The following is a 14,601-nucleotide window of genomic DNA, read 5'->3' as shown; positions in this document are numbered from 1 at the left end:
TTATTTTTTATATTTTAGAACATACCAAGTTAGCCATGCTGAATACTTCAAAAACCGTAAAGATTCTCACTGTTTTTCTATTTCCCGCGTTGTATGCCCTTATCCTTCGTATCCTATTCGGAATGAAGTCCATGGAAGGTCTATTCGGCGTCATGACGATCTCCTTTCTATTCCTCAGTCCGTTCATTATGGGCATTATCGCCACCTACTTTTCCGATGAAAAAGACTTGAAATCCAAAGGTTATGTATTGATTTTCCCTTGGATTCCGCTAGCCATCTTTTTGTTCGCAACATTGGTGTTAGAGCTGGAGGGATGGGCATGTTGGGTGATGGTATTTCCCCTTTGGATGCTTACAGCATCTTTGGGTGGTTATATAGGTGCACTTCTGAAAAGATTGAAAAGCAAAAAGACCTATGTTTCCATCGCGATATTGCTTCCCTTTTTTCTCGGTCCGATTGAAAATAAAATCGGCCGACCGCAACAAACCTACAGGGCATACAACTACATTGACATCAACGCCTCTCCTGAAACGATCTGGAATTTGGTAACACGAGTATCTCATATCAGTAAGGAAGAGGATTCCGGTTGGTTGAACAGCTTCCTCGGATTTCCGAGACCTGTTGAGGCCGAACTGGACAAAGCTGCTGTCGGCGGGTATAGAAAAGCAATTTTTACGAACGGTTTGGTCTTCCATGAAACTGTCACTGCCTACGAGCACCAAAAGAAAATGACCTTCTCTATTCAAGCGAATCCCTATGAAATTCCGTCAACGACTTTGGACGAACATGTGGTTGTGGGTGGGAAATTCTTTAATGTAAAGGATGGAACCTACGAATTGGAACAGCTTTCCGATAACACCTACAGATTGCATTTATACAGTCATTTCACCCTGAAAACAACTTTCAATTTCTATGCGAGCGTATGGGCAAAATGGATCATGCAGGATATCCAACAGAATATTCTCCGTATAGAAAAACAACGAGCGGAATCAAAAACATCTTAAATAGATTGTACTTAGGAAGAAGTGCCATCAGGGTAGAACGGTTTCTAATTTACCCATTCATTGATCGTATAGGTCAGCGGGATGCGTTGTTTCCAAACCCCTTGGATACGGGTCTCAAACTTGGTATCGACATGCTGCACCACAAAGGTGAAATTACAAATCCTGTAGCGCATCCGAACTTGGCTCTGCATAATTAATTCCGAATTGGCGGGGATCTCTCTCATCACCACCGTTGGATTATCCTGCTGATAGGGAAAATAAGTAATCCGCGACTGAAATTTCACGGGTTCATCCCAGATGACCTTTCCTTCATAGGTCACCGGCAGCATCCGGATCATCGAATCCGGTTCCGGGAACCAGCCAAAGTGCGCTGGATCCTTCAGTTCAAATTCAGAGGTGAAACGGGTATCCCGGAGCAGGTCTCGAATGTAATAGCCGATGTTTATCGGATGATCATTGGCATTTGCAAGGGTTCTCCGCCGTAAAATATCATTATGCTCAAAGGTAGTTGCCTCCTCCTCGGTAATGATCTTTTCTTTCAGTACATACCCACTCCCCCGCCGCTGTGTGACAAGAATTTCTCGCATGGATTGCCCATCTCTAACCCCTAACCGCAAGCGCCGGGGCTCCTCACTGAAATTTTCATCCAAGGACAGCAAGAGTACAGCATCTTTGTCCTTTTTCTTTTCTACGGACAGCCAGTTTCCAGCTTTTACCATGCCCACGGAATCCAATGCCAATGGTTTATAATCATTCGCATAGATGTCGCCTCTATTGCCCACGAAGCGGACATAGGTCAGCGCCCAATCTTCCGATTCCATCGCAATCTCCCGATCGGCAATGCCCGATTGTAACTCAATAACACTTTCCGTACGGTTTAGGAGTTCGTTGCTGTATTCCGGGTCCTTGACACACCCAACAAACATGGCAAAGACCATAGCAAGCGCAGAAAAAATAAAGATGTATTTAGTTTGCATTCGTTCCCAAAAATAACAATCGACCGAAGTCGCTAGGTTAATCCGTAAGTTATAGCAAATTAAGGATTTAATAGCGAAGATGGAACAAAGGCAATGAAATTATTTCCAATGGAGTTGACCGTGGTATAAAATCTGTTTATCGATCAACTTATAATCCTCGTCATAGGTAGGGCTGTAGATGATAAAATACAGTGGTCGCACCATATCTTTAATCAGGTATGTATCCGAGAATTCTGTGAGGTAAAACGCATCCACCGACCGCTCGGCCATCCATTCCTGGGCTGTGCCCTGTGGATGGGGGTCGAAACGGTGCTCTGTAATACCAGTGAAGTACCAATAGCTAGGAGCCTCATCCGAAATGGTCACAGATTTCTCCGAATTGAACAGACTCTCTGCCATTCCCGTATTGGCAAACCACATAACCTCCAGGTCTGCTTCGCCAATGGCCGATCGATAAATATCGTCCTGCTGCGTAAAAGCTATTAAAAAACCATCCGTTCCCTTGACGTGAAAAACAAACTTAAAAGGCGATTTCTTCAATGTAAATACACCGCCCGAACCATTGATGAGTTTGTAATCCTGTTTTATCCGGACATTGACCCGCTCCTGCGCGCCCGCAAAGCCGAGGACAAGGGAAATCATAAGGGTTAATAATAGCGTCTTCATGTTCATGGGGTAAAAAAAAGGAAATCCCCCAAATCACGCAATAGCTGATTTGGGGGATATTTTATTTTTACAGGCTGTATGCCGGTATATTAACCTACAATTTCCTGAATTTCATTCATAATCTTCTGCGCAATTGCTTCTGCTGCTTCCGGTGTTGGACCTTCGGAATAGATTCGGATGATCGGTTCCGTATTGGATTTACGTAAGTGCACCCATTCATTCGCAAAGTCTATCTTTAACCCATCAATTGTGGAATGGTCCTCATGGGCATATTTCTCCTGCATCTTGTTCAACAAGTTATCGATATCCAAACCTGGAGTCAGGGTAATCTTGTTCTTGGACATGAAATATTGCGGAAGTTCGGCACGATATTCCGTTACTTTTTTTCCCAATTTCGCCAAATGTGTCAAGAAAAGTGCTACACCTACCAGGGCATCACGGCCATAATGCGAGGCCGGGTAGATTACTCCACCATTACCCTCACCACCGATCACGGCATCCACTTCTTTCATTTTTGTGACCACATTCACCTCACCTACTGCTGCGGCAAAATATTCCCCGCCGTGCTTTTCTGTGACGTCACGAAGCGCTCTTGTCGAAGATAGGTTGGAAACAGTATTCCCTTTCTTATGGGATAGGATAAAGTCAGAAACAGCAACTAGGGTATATTCCTCCCCGAATAACTCACCGTTCTCCATCATGAAAACCAAACGGTCCACATCGGGATCCACGGCAATACCCAGATCCGCTCCATGATCCAAAACAGCCTTGGATAAATCCGTAAGGTGTTCCTTTAATGGCTCGGGATTATGCGGGAAATCTCCGTTGGGCTCACAGTGGATTTTATAAACGGTCTGCACGCCCAGTGCTTCCAATAACGCAGGGATAAATGTACCACCCGTACTGTTTACCGCATCTACCGCAACTTTGAAGTTTGCCTTCCTGATCGCATCCACATCCACAAATTCCAACGCAAGCACATCTTCAATATGCTTTTGCATGTAGGATTCGTCCTTAGTCACTTTTCCCAACTCATGTACTTCGGCAAAGTCAAAATTCAAGCTCTCACCCAACTCCAACACTTCCTTACCCTTCGCATCATCGATAAATTCACCTTTCTCATTCAATAACTTCAATGCGTTCCATTGACCAGGATTATGGGAAGCTGTTAGGATAATACCGCCTGCAGCCTGTAGCTTTGGAACGGCAATCTCCACGGTTGGTGTAGTTGACAGCCCCAAGTCGATCACATTGATGCCAATGCTCTGCAAGGTTCCAATCACCAAATTGGAAACCATTTCGCCCGAGATGCGTGCATCGCGTCCCACAACGATGGTTTTGTTCGATGCGTTTTCGGTAATGATCTTTCCGTAAGCAGCCGTGAATTTCACGATGTCAACTGGTGTCAGGTTGTCGCCAGGACGGCCACCAATCGTTCCTCTAATTCCTGAAATAGATTTTATTAAAGCCATAAATGAAATTGTTAATGCCGGTAAATTTAAGGCATTAAAATAATATTATCGTTTTTTATTCTTTTTTTCCAAACAAGAACCTATCTTTGTTGCAACTTTGTTTCGTTTGCGATATTAAAGTAGGTATTACATCTTTTTTTATAGTTTTGGTATAATTAAATTTTAATTGTCCTTACTATTGAACAATCATGTTAGAGAAAATAATTCAATTCGATCAAGAACTCTTTTTATTCATCAACCAGAGCTTAAGCAATATTGTTTTCGACTGGTTATTACCTATTTTACGCAATCCGTTTACCTGGTCACCTCTTTATTTATTCCTCATTATCTTCTTCATCAAACATTACGGTAAGGTGGGAATCCTGATCGTTGCCTGCACATTGGGCACCTTTGGTATTTCCGATTCGGTCTCTTCCCATTTGATCAAGAAAACAGTGAAGCGGGTCCGTCCATGTAATGATGTGGTCTTCAAGAACGAGGTTAATCTGCGCGCACGTTGTGGCTCAGGCTACAGTTTCACCTCCTCCCATGCCACCAATCACTTTGCCATGGCATTTTTCTGGATTGTATTATTCCGCCGCAAGTGGAAGCATGCCCTATGGCTATGTCTCCTTTGGGCAATTTCCATATCTTTTTCTCAAATCTATGTCGGTGTTCATTATCCATTGGATATCCTGGTGGGTGCAATAAACGGGACACTTATAGGTTTAGGAACAGGTTATTTATTCAAAAGGTTTTATCCTAAATTTTTCGAACCCCAACCCCAACCCACAACAACACCTGTATGAGTAGTTTCTTGATTGTTTCGATCTTATTTTTCTCCGCATTATTGAGCGGTATCGCTGTCTTCTTTGTGAAAAGGGACAACACCCAACTGTTAAAACTGGTTCTCTCCTTCTCTGGCGCTTACCTTTTCTCGATTACCGTCCTGCATTTGATTCCTGAGGTTTACCACAGCAATCAGACGCCGGGTGAAATCATCGGATTGTACATTTTAGGTGGATTTCTATTCCAATTGGTATTGGAACATTTCTCCCAAGGTATAGAACATGGGCATATTCATAAAGAGGATGGACATAACCATCAGGCTTTCCCGATTGCCATTTTACTCAGTTTATGTCTTCACGCCTTCCTGGAGGGCTTCCCATTGGCTTCCGGTCACCGCAATGAATTGGTGTTCGGTATTGCCATTCACCACATCCCGGCAGCCTTTGCACTGGGCAGTCTCTTGATCGGCACACGACTTTCCAAACAGACGATTATCCTCTTCATCGCCATCTTTGCAGCAATGACACCATTGGGTTTCTTGACCAGTAAAGGGATCAGTGCTGGAGAAATCGGCAATGTAGCACAGTATTTTGATAAGATGATGGCCGTTGTCATTGGTATATTTCTACACATTTCAACCACGATCCTTTTTGAATCGGGTTCTGCAGACCACCATACCTTTAACAAAAAGAAAATGCTCGCTGTATTACTGGGTGTATTGGTATCCCTAGCGAACTTTTTATTTGATGGTCACGATCATGCGCATCATCACCACGGTCCTGCGGACCATGTGGAAGAGCATCACGACCATGACCATCATGATCATGATCATTAGTTAATATTCGACCCCGTTCATCGGGCCTCGGAATTTATCTAATAATTCACTCAGCTTGAGGCAATCATCAGCGGTTAGATTATCCTGGAGGATATCCCCTAACATCATGTCGCTCTCGATTTCCTCAAGCAGGGTTAAACCTTTTTCGGTGATCAAAAGATCCACCGCGCGTTTATCCACGCTGTTCTTTTCCCGAGAAACCAAACCTTTGTTTACAATCCGATCTACCAACCGACTGATGTCTGGCGTTTTGGTCAATAGACGTTCTTTCAATAAATTGTTGGTAACGGGATTTGGGTACTGCCCCCGCAGTACACGCAACACATTAAATTGTTGCAAGGTGATTTGTCTCGCACCCGCTCGTTTCTCTAGCATCACGTTCAACCAATTGCTCGTGTAAATAATATTAATTGTTGCGCGATGCCAAGGACTTGCGAATTGCCTGACTTTTACAAGTTCTTCAATCTTTGGCATAGTATAAATACATTAGTGTGACTTAATACGCAATTTAAAAGATTTTAATTATTTATCTTTGCTATTGTACATTATTTTTTAAAATCTGCTCAAAAACTTTCAAATAATGCAGTTAAATGTTAGTCTCGACGAACTAAAAATCGGGGATGTCGTTAAAATCGATCATATCAAATCCCAAGAAATACCAGCCAAATTTTATGAACTTGGGTTCTATCCGGGATCCCTCGTGGAAATCAAATATAAAGCGCCCTTCAATGGCCCTATTTGTGTCAACATCCTAGAGAACAACGCGTTGATCGCCATCCGAAAATCCGAAGCTAAACTTATTACCGCAGTTATTATTTAATTAATGAGAAATTCCAATATCGTACTGCTGGGCAATCCCAATGTAGGTAAAACATCCTTATTTAACCGTCTTACCAAATTGAACCAGAAGGTGGGAAACTACCCCGGTATTACTGTAGAAAAAAGAGAAGGTACTTTAAAAGCCAACAACAAGACGTATCAAATCATTGATTTACCAGGAACCTATACCCTATTCCCGAATTCATTGGATGAGGAAATCGTATTTAAGGTCCTAAGTCAGAAAGAAAATAAACTCAGCCCCGACCTGACCGTTGTTGTGGCGGAACCCGCAACCATCAAGCGCGGGATTATTCTGTACCAACAAGCACGCGAGTTGGGCCTCCCAGCTATTTTTGTCCTCAATATGATGGATGAAATCGACAGCAAAGGAATGAACATCGATTTTCCAAAATTGGAAGCCTACCTGAAGACCAAAATTTATAAAACCAATGCCAGAACAGGCAAGGGATTACAGGATTTGATCCAATCGCTGGATGAGAAACCGGGATTCTACACCGGAGGATTCCAGGTACCACAGGAGTTCAAAGCTCCAATGGAGGAAGCCAAGAAGCTTTTTCCATTGGCAACGGAATACCTGACATGGCAATACTTGGCGCAGGACAACGTAAGTTACCTGGACCAACCAACCCAGAAAAAAATCGCACAGATCCAGGCAAAATACAGCCTGAATCCGCAGGAGATGCAAAAAATGGAATCCGTGATCCGTCACGACCAGATTACTGCAGACCTGGAAGGCATCCTGAATAAAGCGGAAAATAAAACGCTGGATAGCACCTCCAAAATCGATAGCATCCTTTTACATCCTGTATTGGGCTATATCATTTTCTTCGGATTGCTTTTCCTGATCTTTCAAGCGATCTTCACCTGGTCCGGACCGTTGATGGATTGGATCGATGGCACCTTTGGATCCCTGACGGAATATCTGGCTGGCGTATTGCCTGAAGGCCCGCTTTCCTCATTGTTCATCGATGGAATCGTGGCGGGTATCGGGGGTATTGTCATCTTCGTCCCACAGATTGTTATCCTATTCTTGTTCCTGTCTCTTATGGAAGAATCCGGCTACATGAGCCGTGTGGTCTTCCTTATGGACCGCTGGTTGCGTCCTTTTGGCTTGAACGGTAAATCTGTTATTCCCTTAATGTCGGGAGCAGCATGTGCCATCCCTGCTGTGATGTCCGCAAGGAATATCGAAAATCCAAAGGAACGTTTGCTAACGATGTTGGTGACCCCGTTCATGACCTGTTCGGCACGCTTACCGATCTATATCGTGATCATTGGATTGATTATTCCCGAAACGACTTTCCTTGGTTTTAATGTGCAGGGTATTACCCTATTTATTATGTATCTATTGGGTATTGTCGGTGCATTGGGTTCCGCGTGGATTTTGAATAAAGTGATCAAGTCCGTGCGTTCATCCTTCCTAATCTTTGAATTACCGACTTATAAAATGCCGGATTGGAAGAACGTGCTGACCAATGTTTGGGATAAAGCTTCTGGATTCCTTTTCGAAGCCGGTAAGATTATCTTGATGATCTCCATTGTATTGTGGGTATTGGGCAGTTTCGGGCCGAATAGGAATTTCTATGATGCCGAACAAATCGTTACGGAAAACAATCCCAATATGGCTGAGGATGATTTGGCCAGAGAAGTTGCCTCTTATCAACTGGAACATTCCTTCTTGGGATATATTGGAATGGGCATCGAACCTATCGTTCGCCCTTTGGGTTACGACTGGAAAATGGGTATCGGACTGATTTCCTCTTTTGCGGCACGTGAGGTATTTGTGGGAACCATGGCGGTTGTTTACAGCCTTGACGATGATGTCGATATTGAAGATGAAGGCCAGAAGGCAACCTTATTATCCCGGATGCGTGCTGAAATAAACGCAAACACAGGAAAACCAGCCTATAATTTTGCGTCCGGAATTTCGTTATTATTATTCTATGCGTTCGCAATGCAATGTATGGCTACCATCGGTGTAGTACGCAAGGAAACAGGATCCTGGAAATGGACCTTGATCCAAACCTTGTTCATGACCGGTTTGGCATATGTAGCTGCGTTGATCGCTTACCAAATTCTAAAGTAATGAGTACAACAATTCAATACATTATTATTTTCGCGCTTTTTATATTCGCGCTCTATGTTATTTTCAAACCTTTCTTCAGTAAGAAATCAGGTACGCCTGGCTGTGGAAAAGGGTGCAACTGTGATGTGGAAATAAAACCGAAAAAATAAGGGTAGTTTTGAATTGATCACATAAGAAAAAGGGACGGCGTTAGCTGTCCCTTTTTTGATATCCCCTATTGAGGCTGACTAGGGGGATTTTTTACAATAATCTATTTAACATAAGATTTTTTATGATGATGGCTAACGATTGGTCTTATTGAACCTTTTGTAATAAAAAAGAAGTGAGTAATCGATTTGATTACCCACCTCCAATTTATAGTACGTAGTTTTCGTTTAAAAAGAATACCGCAATCCCAACTGGACTTGAGGTCTTGAATTGAAGTAATCTACACTGTAAGGTTTTCCTGGATCCTTAAATGTAAAAACTGGCCAATTTCCTGCATTTTGCTGCGGCGGAAACAAAGTTGGTTCCAACCCTACCGAACTTGTCGAATTGAACGTGTTTGGCGAGAAGTATTGCACACCCCATTCCTTGTACAGCAAATTAGTTAAGTTGACGATATCTGCTGATATGGTGATCGATTGACCTGATTTAGTAATGGGCAATTGATGTGCAACATGAAAGTCTGCTTGTACATTCCATGGCGTTCTTCCTGTATTTCGTTCTGTAAACTGCCCTCTCCGCCCTTTCAAATACGCATGCTGATCAATGAATGCATTGAAGGCTTGGGCTTGTTCCAACGCAGTTGGTCCATTGGCAATATTCTGGAAAAAGCGAACAGCTTCTTCCTGCCTAGGTATGTAGACCAAGGAAACTTGCTGAGGTAACCCTTGAATGCTCCGGTTCACTATCCCGTAGGAAAATGGACTGCCCGATTGTGCTGAGAAGAATAAACCAAAATTGGTTGTTCCATAACGATTCCAACCCACTGAATAGGATACATTGGAAACAATTCGATGGCGGATATCAAAATTGCTATAGGCCAGAGTTGGATTGTTCGGTACAAGCGATTGATTCAATTGCCAATTGGATTCCATAGAGTTCCGAACACCATTGCTGAGATCCTTTGATTTTCCATAGGTGTAGCTGGCCGTAAACTGCAGATTTTCCAGTAAAGACTTCGTCACGGTTCCCGTTATATGATAGCGATGTCCCTGATTGGTATTACTTAACAAATACACATTGGAGAATCGGTTATCAACAGAACCCGAATAAACAGGTTGTTTCCTTTCCGGATCATAGCCGTACCAGTATGGATTGTCCTTGGTATTGAGTTGCTGGAATAGCACATCGTTCAAATTCTTGGTATATAATCCTTCAAGTGTAAATTTCCAGTTATTCTCTGTTTCAAAGTCTACCGCAACACTTGCTCGCAATATCTGGGGAAGATTGAATCCATTGTCCACCAGATCGACTTGTGTTTTTCCGCTGTGCACGTCGGAAATGTCCGTTGCATTCTCCGTAATAAACTTACCCAACCCATTAGGATTCGGCTCAATCGCATCCGACCCCGGCACGAAAGGCTTCTGATCCGCTCTTTGGTCGAAGGCACCATAGCTATCTCCAGTGTTGTAATAAGCATACGCTAACCAGGCAAATGGAATTCTTCCGGTAAACATTCCGGCACCACCCCTGATAACCACATTTCTATTCTCGTTGGTCTCCCATCTGAATCCAATCCGTGGCGAGATCTGGATCCGATTGAAGAAATCATTCGTAATGCGATTGATCGGCGTGTAATGATAGGTAGAACCATAATAGGGATCCGTTTGCATCGTTTTGACTTTTTCGCTCAAAGTAGGCATGGTTGGTAGCTGCATTAAATCCAAGCGTAAGCCTGGGGTTATGCTAAGGCGATCATGCAGTCTGATTTCATCTTGCATGTACAAACTATACATGTTGACCTGAAAATCAGCTGCAGGATTTTTAAGGATATAATCGCGACTATTATTTATATAATTATAGCTACCCCGAACCCGGTATGGCGTATTGGCTATAAAGTCCTCCACACTGTTGTAGTCTACCCGTCCATTCCAGCTGTTGACAAAGCCATATTGGATCGCATATAATTCATTATGCGTTCCAAAAAGGACCTTATGTCTACCCGTGTTCCAGTTCACATTCGCCGTCAATTCGATCGTCTGCTGTCTCATATCAAAGATACTGGCTTCACGATCTGTCCCTAAATATATGGTTGTGCCTGGTGTGCGCCCTTGGATTTGCACCTGAGGCAATGTGGGATCGCTCATGGGATCGCGTTTATCCTTGACAACGGTAAATCCAATAAGTGCATTGGATGACCATTGGTTATTGTACCTGCTTTTCAGTTCAGCAACGGTACTGTTTTGGTTATTGGTTTGCTCGAAAGCCATACTGCTGAAACGGAAATCCTGCTGATCCCTGTCCATATGGGTAGCTTTACTGAATATTGTGTTGTTCCGGACAGCCAATTGATGTCGATCATTGATGTTCCAGTCCAAGCGATTGAAAAATTTGGTGGATTTGCTCCAATTCGTATATAAACCGGGTGTTCCGGCATTGAAAATTGAACCGTATCTATTATTAACAGAGGTGGAAATCGCTTCGGCATCTTCAGGGCTCAAGATATGCAACGTTTCGATGGTGCCTATATTTAATTGGCTAGGATCTTCTCTCCGAGTAATTTCCTCGTTGGAAAAGAAGAACAGCTTATTCTTAATGATCGGGAATCCAATCCGAAAACCGGCTTGGTAATCGTAGAAATCTGAATTCATTTTTCCAAGGGTCCCTACTCTATCCTTTCCGACCAAGCTGGCATTCCGTCCAAACCCGTATACCGAACCTTCCACTCGATTTGTTCCCGATCGGGTTACTGCATTGATGGAACCACCCGTGAAATTTCCGATCTTCACATCGAATGGTGCCAGATACACCTGCATATCTTGCACTGCATCCATGGAAATTGGATTGGTTCGTGTTGAGCTTCCCGCCATGCCCGAGGTTCCCGTTTGGCCACCCAACGATGGTGAAAATCCGATTGCATCGTTATTGATGGCTCCATCAATGGTAACATTATTATACCTGAAGTTCGTTCCACCAAAGCTATTGTCTCGGCTTCCCTGTGGCGTCAATCTTGTAATATCGGTAATGGAACGGTTTACCGTTGGCATGTCTTTGATCTGTTCATTCGAAATGTTTTTACCGGTTCCGTAGTTATCGGCACGCTGTCCGCGCTGGGTAGCTTTTACCACCACCTCATCGATGACCTGATCTGCAGATCGCAACTGAAAATCAAGGATTTGCGCTGCACCCAATCGAATAAAAACTTCTGGTTTTTCCTCCACCAATTTACCTACCATACGTGCGGTCACCAAATAAGGTCCTCCAATCCGCATATTGGTAATGGTAAATCGGCCTTCTCGATCTGTGGAAAGCGCATAGCGCGTTCCGGATGGGGTATGCAATGCTTCAACGGTAGCACCATCCAAAGGTTTTGCATCCATATCCAATACCTTACCCGTTAAGGCACCGGCAGTTTCCTGGGCCATTACATGCCCCGTTAAGCTTAGTGTAAAGATTAGTATCCCTGTCACTATGCTCTTATAAAAAGAAATAAATTTCATGGTTAACTTTTTTGTGCAGCCTATGGTTTAATTAAGGCCATATTTACAATATTGACCAGCCCGTTTTTACAGAGGATATCTCGCTGCATTAATTTCGCTAGATCATATTCATTAAAATCCTCTCCAATTATGCAGAAGCCCTTTCTATTATCTGCTGTATCATAAAAGGTGCGTAAATCACCGTAGATGATATTGCCCGACAGTGTTTCTACGGGAAAAGGTTTTGTGTATGGAACTAATTCAAGCTCGATATCAATCATGTATTTTCTATCAGAAATGATATGGGATTTGATAAAATAGACAAGTTTGTCCTTATCCGCTACATCAATACTGGCAAAATCAGGGTATCCAACCATGGCCATAGCGTCATTTGAAGGAGCTAGAACCGTAAAATAGGATGAACCATTAGCCAGAAAACTTTTCATCCCCGTAACCTGAGCGGCATAATTGAATAGCGTAAGTGCTTTTTGCGAAGCTAATCCTTCACTCACATGTGCATAATCCTCATTCCCGAAAAATACTTTATCAAGTACATACACCGTCCCATTTGATCCCTTCAACACGTTCACTACGCGTGCCCCATTGATGGTAGTCAAGGTATCCCCGGAAACAATAGACCGAGAAATAATAAAATTTTTATTTCCGTCGACCGCAATTGCCTGTTCTTTCTTCAGTGGAAGAGCAAGAAAATCATGATCGTCCAATAGAATATTGAAATCCGCAATTCGCCTGATGAATTCTGCTGGCGCTTTTTCAAAGCCATAAGTTAGTTCTTCCATACCACCCGTTAGATAGGTCGTCAAATAGGTGTCATCGGTAAAGGCTAAGACAGTCCTCTTTTCCGTCCCCACAAGCTCCTTCATCCTATCGGATAGATTCAGGACTTTTTTAATTTCTTGAAAACCCTGATTATCCATGAGCAATGAACCTATGGAATTGCTGCTGATTTGATTTTCCAGTACATTATTTTTACAAGACTGGGTGCATAGTGAAATGAATAGCACCAATACCTTGACAATCCATATTTTATTTTTCATATTTTCTCTTATTAAAATCCAGTTTAAAATTTGTGGGTACAAGTATAGCATCTATCGTATGCAGTGGGCCCTGCAATGTTGGGATATCCTTTTTGATGAGCTTCCCCGCTGGATAGGGTGAATTTTTTATAGCTAGGGTAATTTCGTTCTTTGCATCACCACCAGCCTGGATATCACTATTACTATTTGGTGGAGCTAGAATGCGTGAGAAAAATGTTGGATTGATCAAATAACTGTAGATTTCAAATTGTTGCCCCGGCATAAATACGCCTTCCTTCCAAAAATGCTTTTCCAACAAATCATCAACAGCAAATGACTCTTCAAAAAAGGACCAATCTGTAGGTTGAGGTTTGTAGTGAGCCTCCTGAAAAGCTATCAGGTCGGTCAATGAGTTAAAGCCTAATTTTCTGAAAGCCTCATTTGTTGGAGCCAGGAATGTTGACCGTTGAAAACGGAAACCATCTCCATATTTGGGTGTCGGATTGGACAATAATTTGAAGTTGAACTTATACAATTGATAATATTGATCATCCGCCTTCATGAACTCATATCCGGGACCAAAACTATCAGCCAAATAGTTATGGAGACGGAGATATTCAGTATCCCGCCATTTTATCCAACCAGTAAAAATGCTCAGGTCAGGATCATTTTCCATTATTTCCAACATATCCTTTTGCTGCACTATAAGTTGCTTTGCCGGAATGATAACACTTCCCTCTTTTGTCCATAGAGGTTTCCCAATGTCAAATGGCTGTCCATCACGTAGGAGTTTCCCGTTAACAAAACTTAACTTGATTTGATAGACATAGTAGCTCAGTGGAAAAACACCTTCAGGAACTGGATAATGCAGATATGATTTTAAACTGTTTCCATTCCCATCAAGACCTTTATCCACATCATAGGCTTGTTGGTAAATATGATTAAACACTAATTCCTTAGCTTGCTCTACAGGCATAGACTTAGCAACTGATGTACTTATTCCTGCCTTTTCCAGCACACCATTTTCCACCAGGAAATAGGTTCTTGTAATGGTCCTGCTGACAGGATATTCGGATAGGGAATCCTGTTTTGCAAAACCAGGGAAATCAGCTTTATCCCATAGAATCTTGTAGATGGAGAATGCTGGTTTTTCAAGTTCCTTTTGCAAGGTGCTATAGGACAGACTATCCTGATATGGAATCGCTTCACCTTCCACATTGGGAATAAATTCATTTTTCTGGCAGGCCATACAAAACAATAGGAGTAGATAGCCCATGAATCTTTTCATAAATA

At 42.7% G+C, this 14,601-nt stretch carries 12 protein-coding genes; 5 read left to right on the top strand and 7 right to left on the bottom strand.

Annotated features, from left to right (window positions below):
- Window positions 1–35: 35 nt before the first annotated feature.
- The gene (locus G6N79_RS08190) at window positions 36–1,004 is read left to right on the top strand and encodes an SRPBCC family protein (RefSeq protein WP_103907455.1); all 969 of its coding nucleotides are present in this window, start codon (window positions 36–38) and stop codon (window positions 1,002–1,004) included.
- Window positions 1,005–1,048: 44 nt separating this feature from the next.
- Here the strand turns inward: G6N79_RS08190 and G6N79_RS08185 are convergent, their stop codons facing one another.
- From G6N79_RS08185 to glmM, 3 genes are all read right to left on the bottom strand, one after another.
- Window positions 1,049–1,981 (bottom strand): hypothetical protein, encoded by a 933-nt coding sequence (locus G6N79_RS08185; RefSeq protein WP_103907454.1) that lies wholly within the window; start codon window positions 1,979–1,981, stop codon window positions 1,049–1,051.
- Window positions 1,982–2,080: 99 nt separating this feature from the next.
- A complete protein-coding gene (locus G6N79_RS08180) occupies window positions 2,081–2,647 on the bottom strand; it encodes a hypothetical protein (protein ID WP_146060662.1) in 567 nt (188 codons plus the stop codon).
- A gap of 89 nt (window positions 2,648–2,736) precedes the next feature.
- Complete coding sequence (glmM, locus tag G6N79_RS08175; protein ID WP_103907452.1) at window positions 2,737–4,119, bottom strand: phosphoglucosamine mutase; 1,383 nt, start codon at window positions 4,117–4,119, stop codon at window positions 2,737–2,739.
- Between the two features lie 188 nt (window positions 4,120–4,307).
- On the opposite strand from glmM, the gene G6N79_RS08170 reads away from it, so the two are divergent.
- Both G6N79_RS08170 and G6N79_RS08165 read left to right on the top strand, forming a co-directional pair.
- Window positions 4,308–4,907: a phosphatase PAP2 family protein gene (locus tag G6N79_RS08170; protein ID WP_103907451.1), complete on the top strand. Its 600-nt coding sequence runs from the start codon at window positions 4,308–4,310 to the stop codon at window positions 4,905–4,907.
- Window positions 4,904–5,722, top strand: a complete 819-nt coding sequence (locus G6N79_RS08165; RefSeq protein ID WP_103907450.1) for a ZIP family metal transporter — start codon at window positions 4,904–4,906, stop codon at window positions 5,720–5,722. Before G6N79_RS08170 ends, G6N79_RS08165 begins: the two co-directional genes overlap by 4 nt.
- Here G6N79_RS08165 and G6N79_RS08160 read toward each other — a convergent pair whose 3' ends face one another.
- On the bottom strand, window positions 5,723–6,196 hold the full coding sequence (locus G6N79_RS08160; RefSeq protein ID WP_103907449.1) for a MarR family winged helix-turn-helix transcriptional regulator: 474 nt from the start codon (window positions 6,194–6,196) through the stop codon (window positions 5,723–5,725).
- 106 nt (window positions 6,197–6,302) lie between these two features.
- On the opposite strand from G6N79_RS08160, the gene G6N79_RS08155 reads away from it, so the two are divergent.
- The gene (locus tag G6N79_RS08155) at window positions 6,303–6,542 is read left to right on the top strand and encodes a FeoA family protein (protein ID WP_103907448.1); all 240 of its coding nucleotides are present in this window, start codon (window positions 6,303–6,305) and stop codon (window positions 6,540–6,542) included.
- Window positions 6,543–6,545: 3 nt separating this feature from the next.
- Window positions 6,546–8,648, top strand: coding sequence for a ferrous iron transport protein B (gene feoB / locus G6N79_RS08150; protein ID WP_103907447.1), 2,103 nt, complete (start codon window positions 6,546–6,548; stop codon window positions 8,646–8,648).
- Between the two features lie 374 nt (window positions 8,649–9,022).
- Here feoB and G6N79_RS08145 read toward each other — a convergent pair whose 3' ends face one another.
- The 3 genes from G6N79_RS08145 to G6N79_RS08135 are packed head-to-tail and all read right to left on the bottom strand — an operon-like array spanning window position 9,023 to window position 14,596.
- Window positions 9,023–12,292 carry a TonB-dependent receptor gene (locus G6N79_RS08145; RefSeq protein ID WP_103907446.1) on the bottom strand — a complete coding sequence of 1,090 codons (3,270 nt, stop codon included), beginning with the start codon at window positions 12,290–12,292 and terminating at the stop codon, window positions 9,023–9,025.
- Between the two features lie 20 nt (window positions 12,293–12,312).
- On the bottom strand, window positions 12,313–13,329 hold the full coding sequence (locus tag G6N79_RS08140; protein ID WP_160003796.1) for a fasciclin domain-containing protein: 1,017 nt from the start codon (window positions 13,327–13,329) through the stop codon (window positions 12,313–12,315).
- Entirely contained in the window at window positions 13,319–14,596 is a 1,278-nt protein-coding gene (locus G6N79_RS08135) for a hypothetical protein (protein WP_146060661.1), read from the bottom strand. Before G6N79_RS08135 ends, G6N79_RS08140 begins: the two co-directional genes overlap by 11 nt.
- Window positions 14,597–14,601: the final 5 nt, after the last annotated feature.

This window comes from Sphingobacterium lactis, assembly GCF_011046555.1.
GTDB lineage: Bacteria > Bacteroidota > Bacteroidia > Sphingobacteriales > Sphingobacteriaceae > Sphingobacterium > Sphingobacterium lactis.
Note: the sequence above shows the minus strand (reverse complement) of the source record. Positions and strands in the feature narration are given on the sequence as shown.

What these genes read in the sequence shown, in the direction of transcription:
- G6N79_RS08190 (WP_103907455.1), top strand. Translation starts at nt 36, where the DNA reads ATGCTGAATACTTCAAAAACCGTAAAGATTCTCACTGTTTTTCTATTT.
- G6N79_RS08185 (WP_103907454.1), bottom strand. Translation starts at nt 1,981, where the DNA reads ATGCAAACTAAATACATCTTTATTTTTTCTGCGCTTGCTATGGTCTTT.
- G6N79_RS08180 (WP_146060662.1), bottom strand. Translation starts at nt 2,647, where the DNA reads ATGAAGACGCTATTATTAACCCTTATGATTTCCCTTGTCCTCGGCTTT.
- glmM (WP_103907452.1), bottom strand. Translation starts at nt 4,119, where the DNA reads ATGGCTTTAATAAAATCTATTTCAGGAATTAGAGGAACGATTGGTGGC.
- G6N79_RS08170 (WP_103907451.1), top strand. Translation starts at nt 4,308, where the DNA reads ATGTTAGAGAAAATAATTCAATTCGATCAAGAACTCTTTTTATTCATC.
- G6N79_RS08165 (WP_103907450.1), top strand. Translation starts at nt 4,904, where the DNA reads ATGAGTAGTTTCTTGATTGTTTCGATCTTATTTTTCTCCGCATTATTG.
- G6N79_RS08160 (WP_103907449.1), bottom strand. Translation starts at nt 6,196, where the DNA reads ATGCCAAAGATTGAAGAACTTGTAAAAGTCAGGCAATTCGCAAGTCCT.
- G6N79_RS08155 (WP_103907448.1), top strand. Translation starts at nt 6,303, where the DNA reads ATGCAGTTAAATGTTAGTCTCGACGAACTAAAAATCGGGGATGTCGTT.
- feoB (WP_103907447.1), top strand. Translation starts at nt 6,546, where the DNA reads ATGAGAAATTCCAATATCGTACTGCTGGGCAATCCCAATGTAGGTAAA.
- G6N79_RS08145 (WP_103907446.1), bottom strand. Translation starts at nt 12,292, where the DNA reads ATGAAATTTATTTCTTTTTATAAGAGCATAGTGACAGGGATACTAATC.
- G6N79_RS08140 (WP_160003796.1), bottom strand. Translation starts at nt 13,329, where the DNA reads ATGAAAAATAAAATATGGATTGTCAAGGTATTGGTGCTATTCATTTCA.
- G6N79_RS08135 (WP_146060661.1), bottom strand. Translation starts at nt 14,596, where the DNA reads ATGAAAAGATTCATGGGCTATCTACTCCTATTGTTTTGTATGGCCTGC.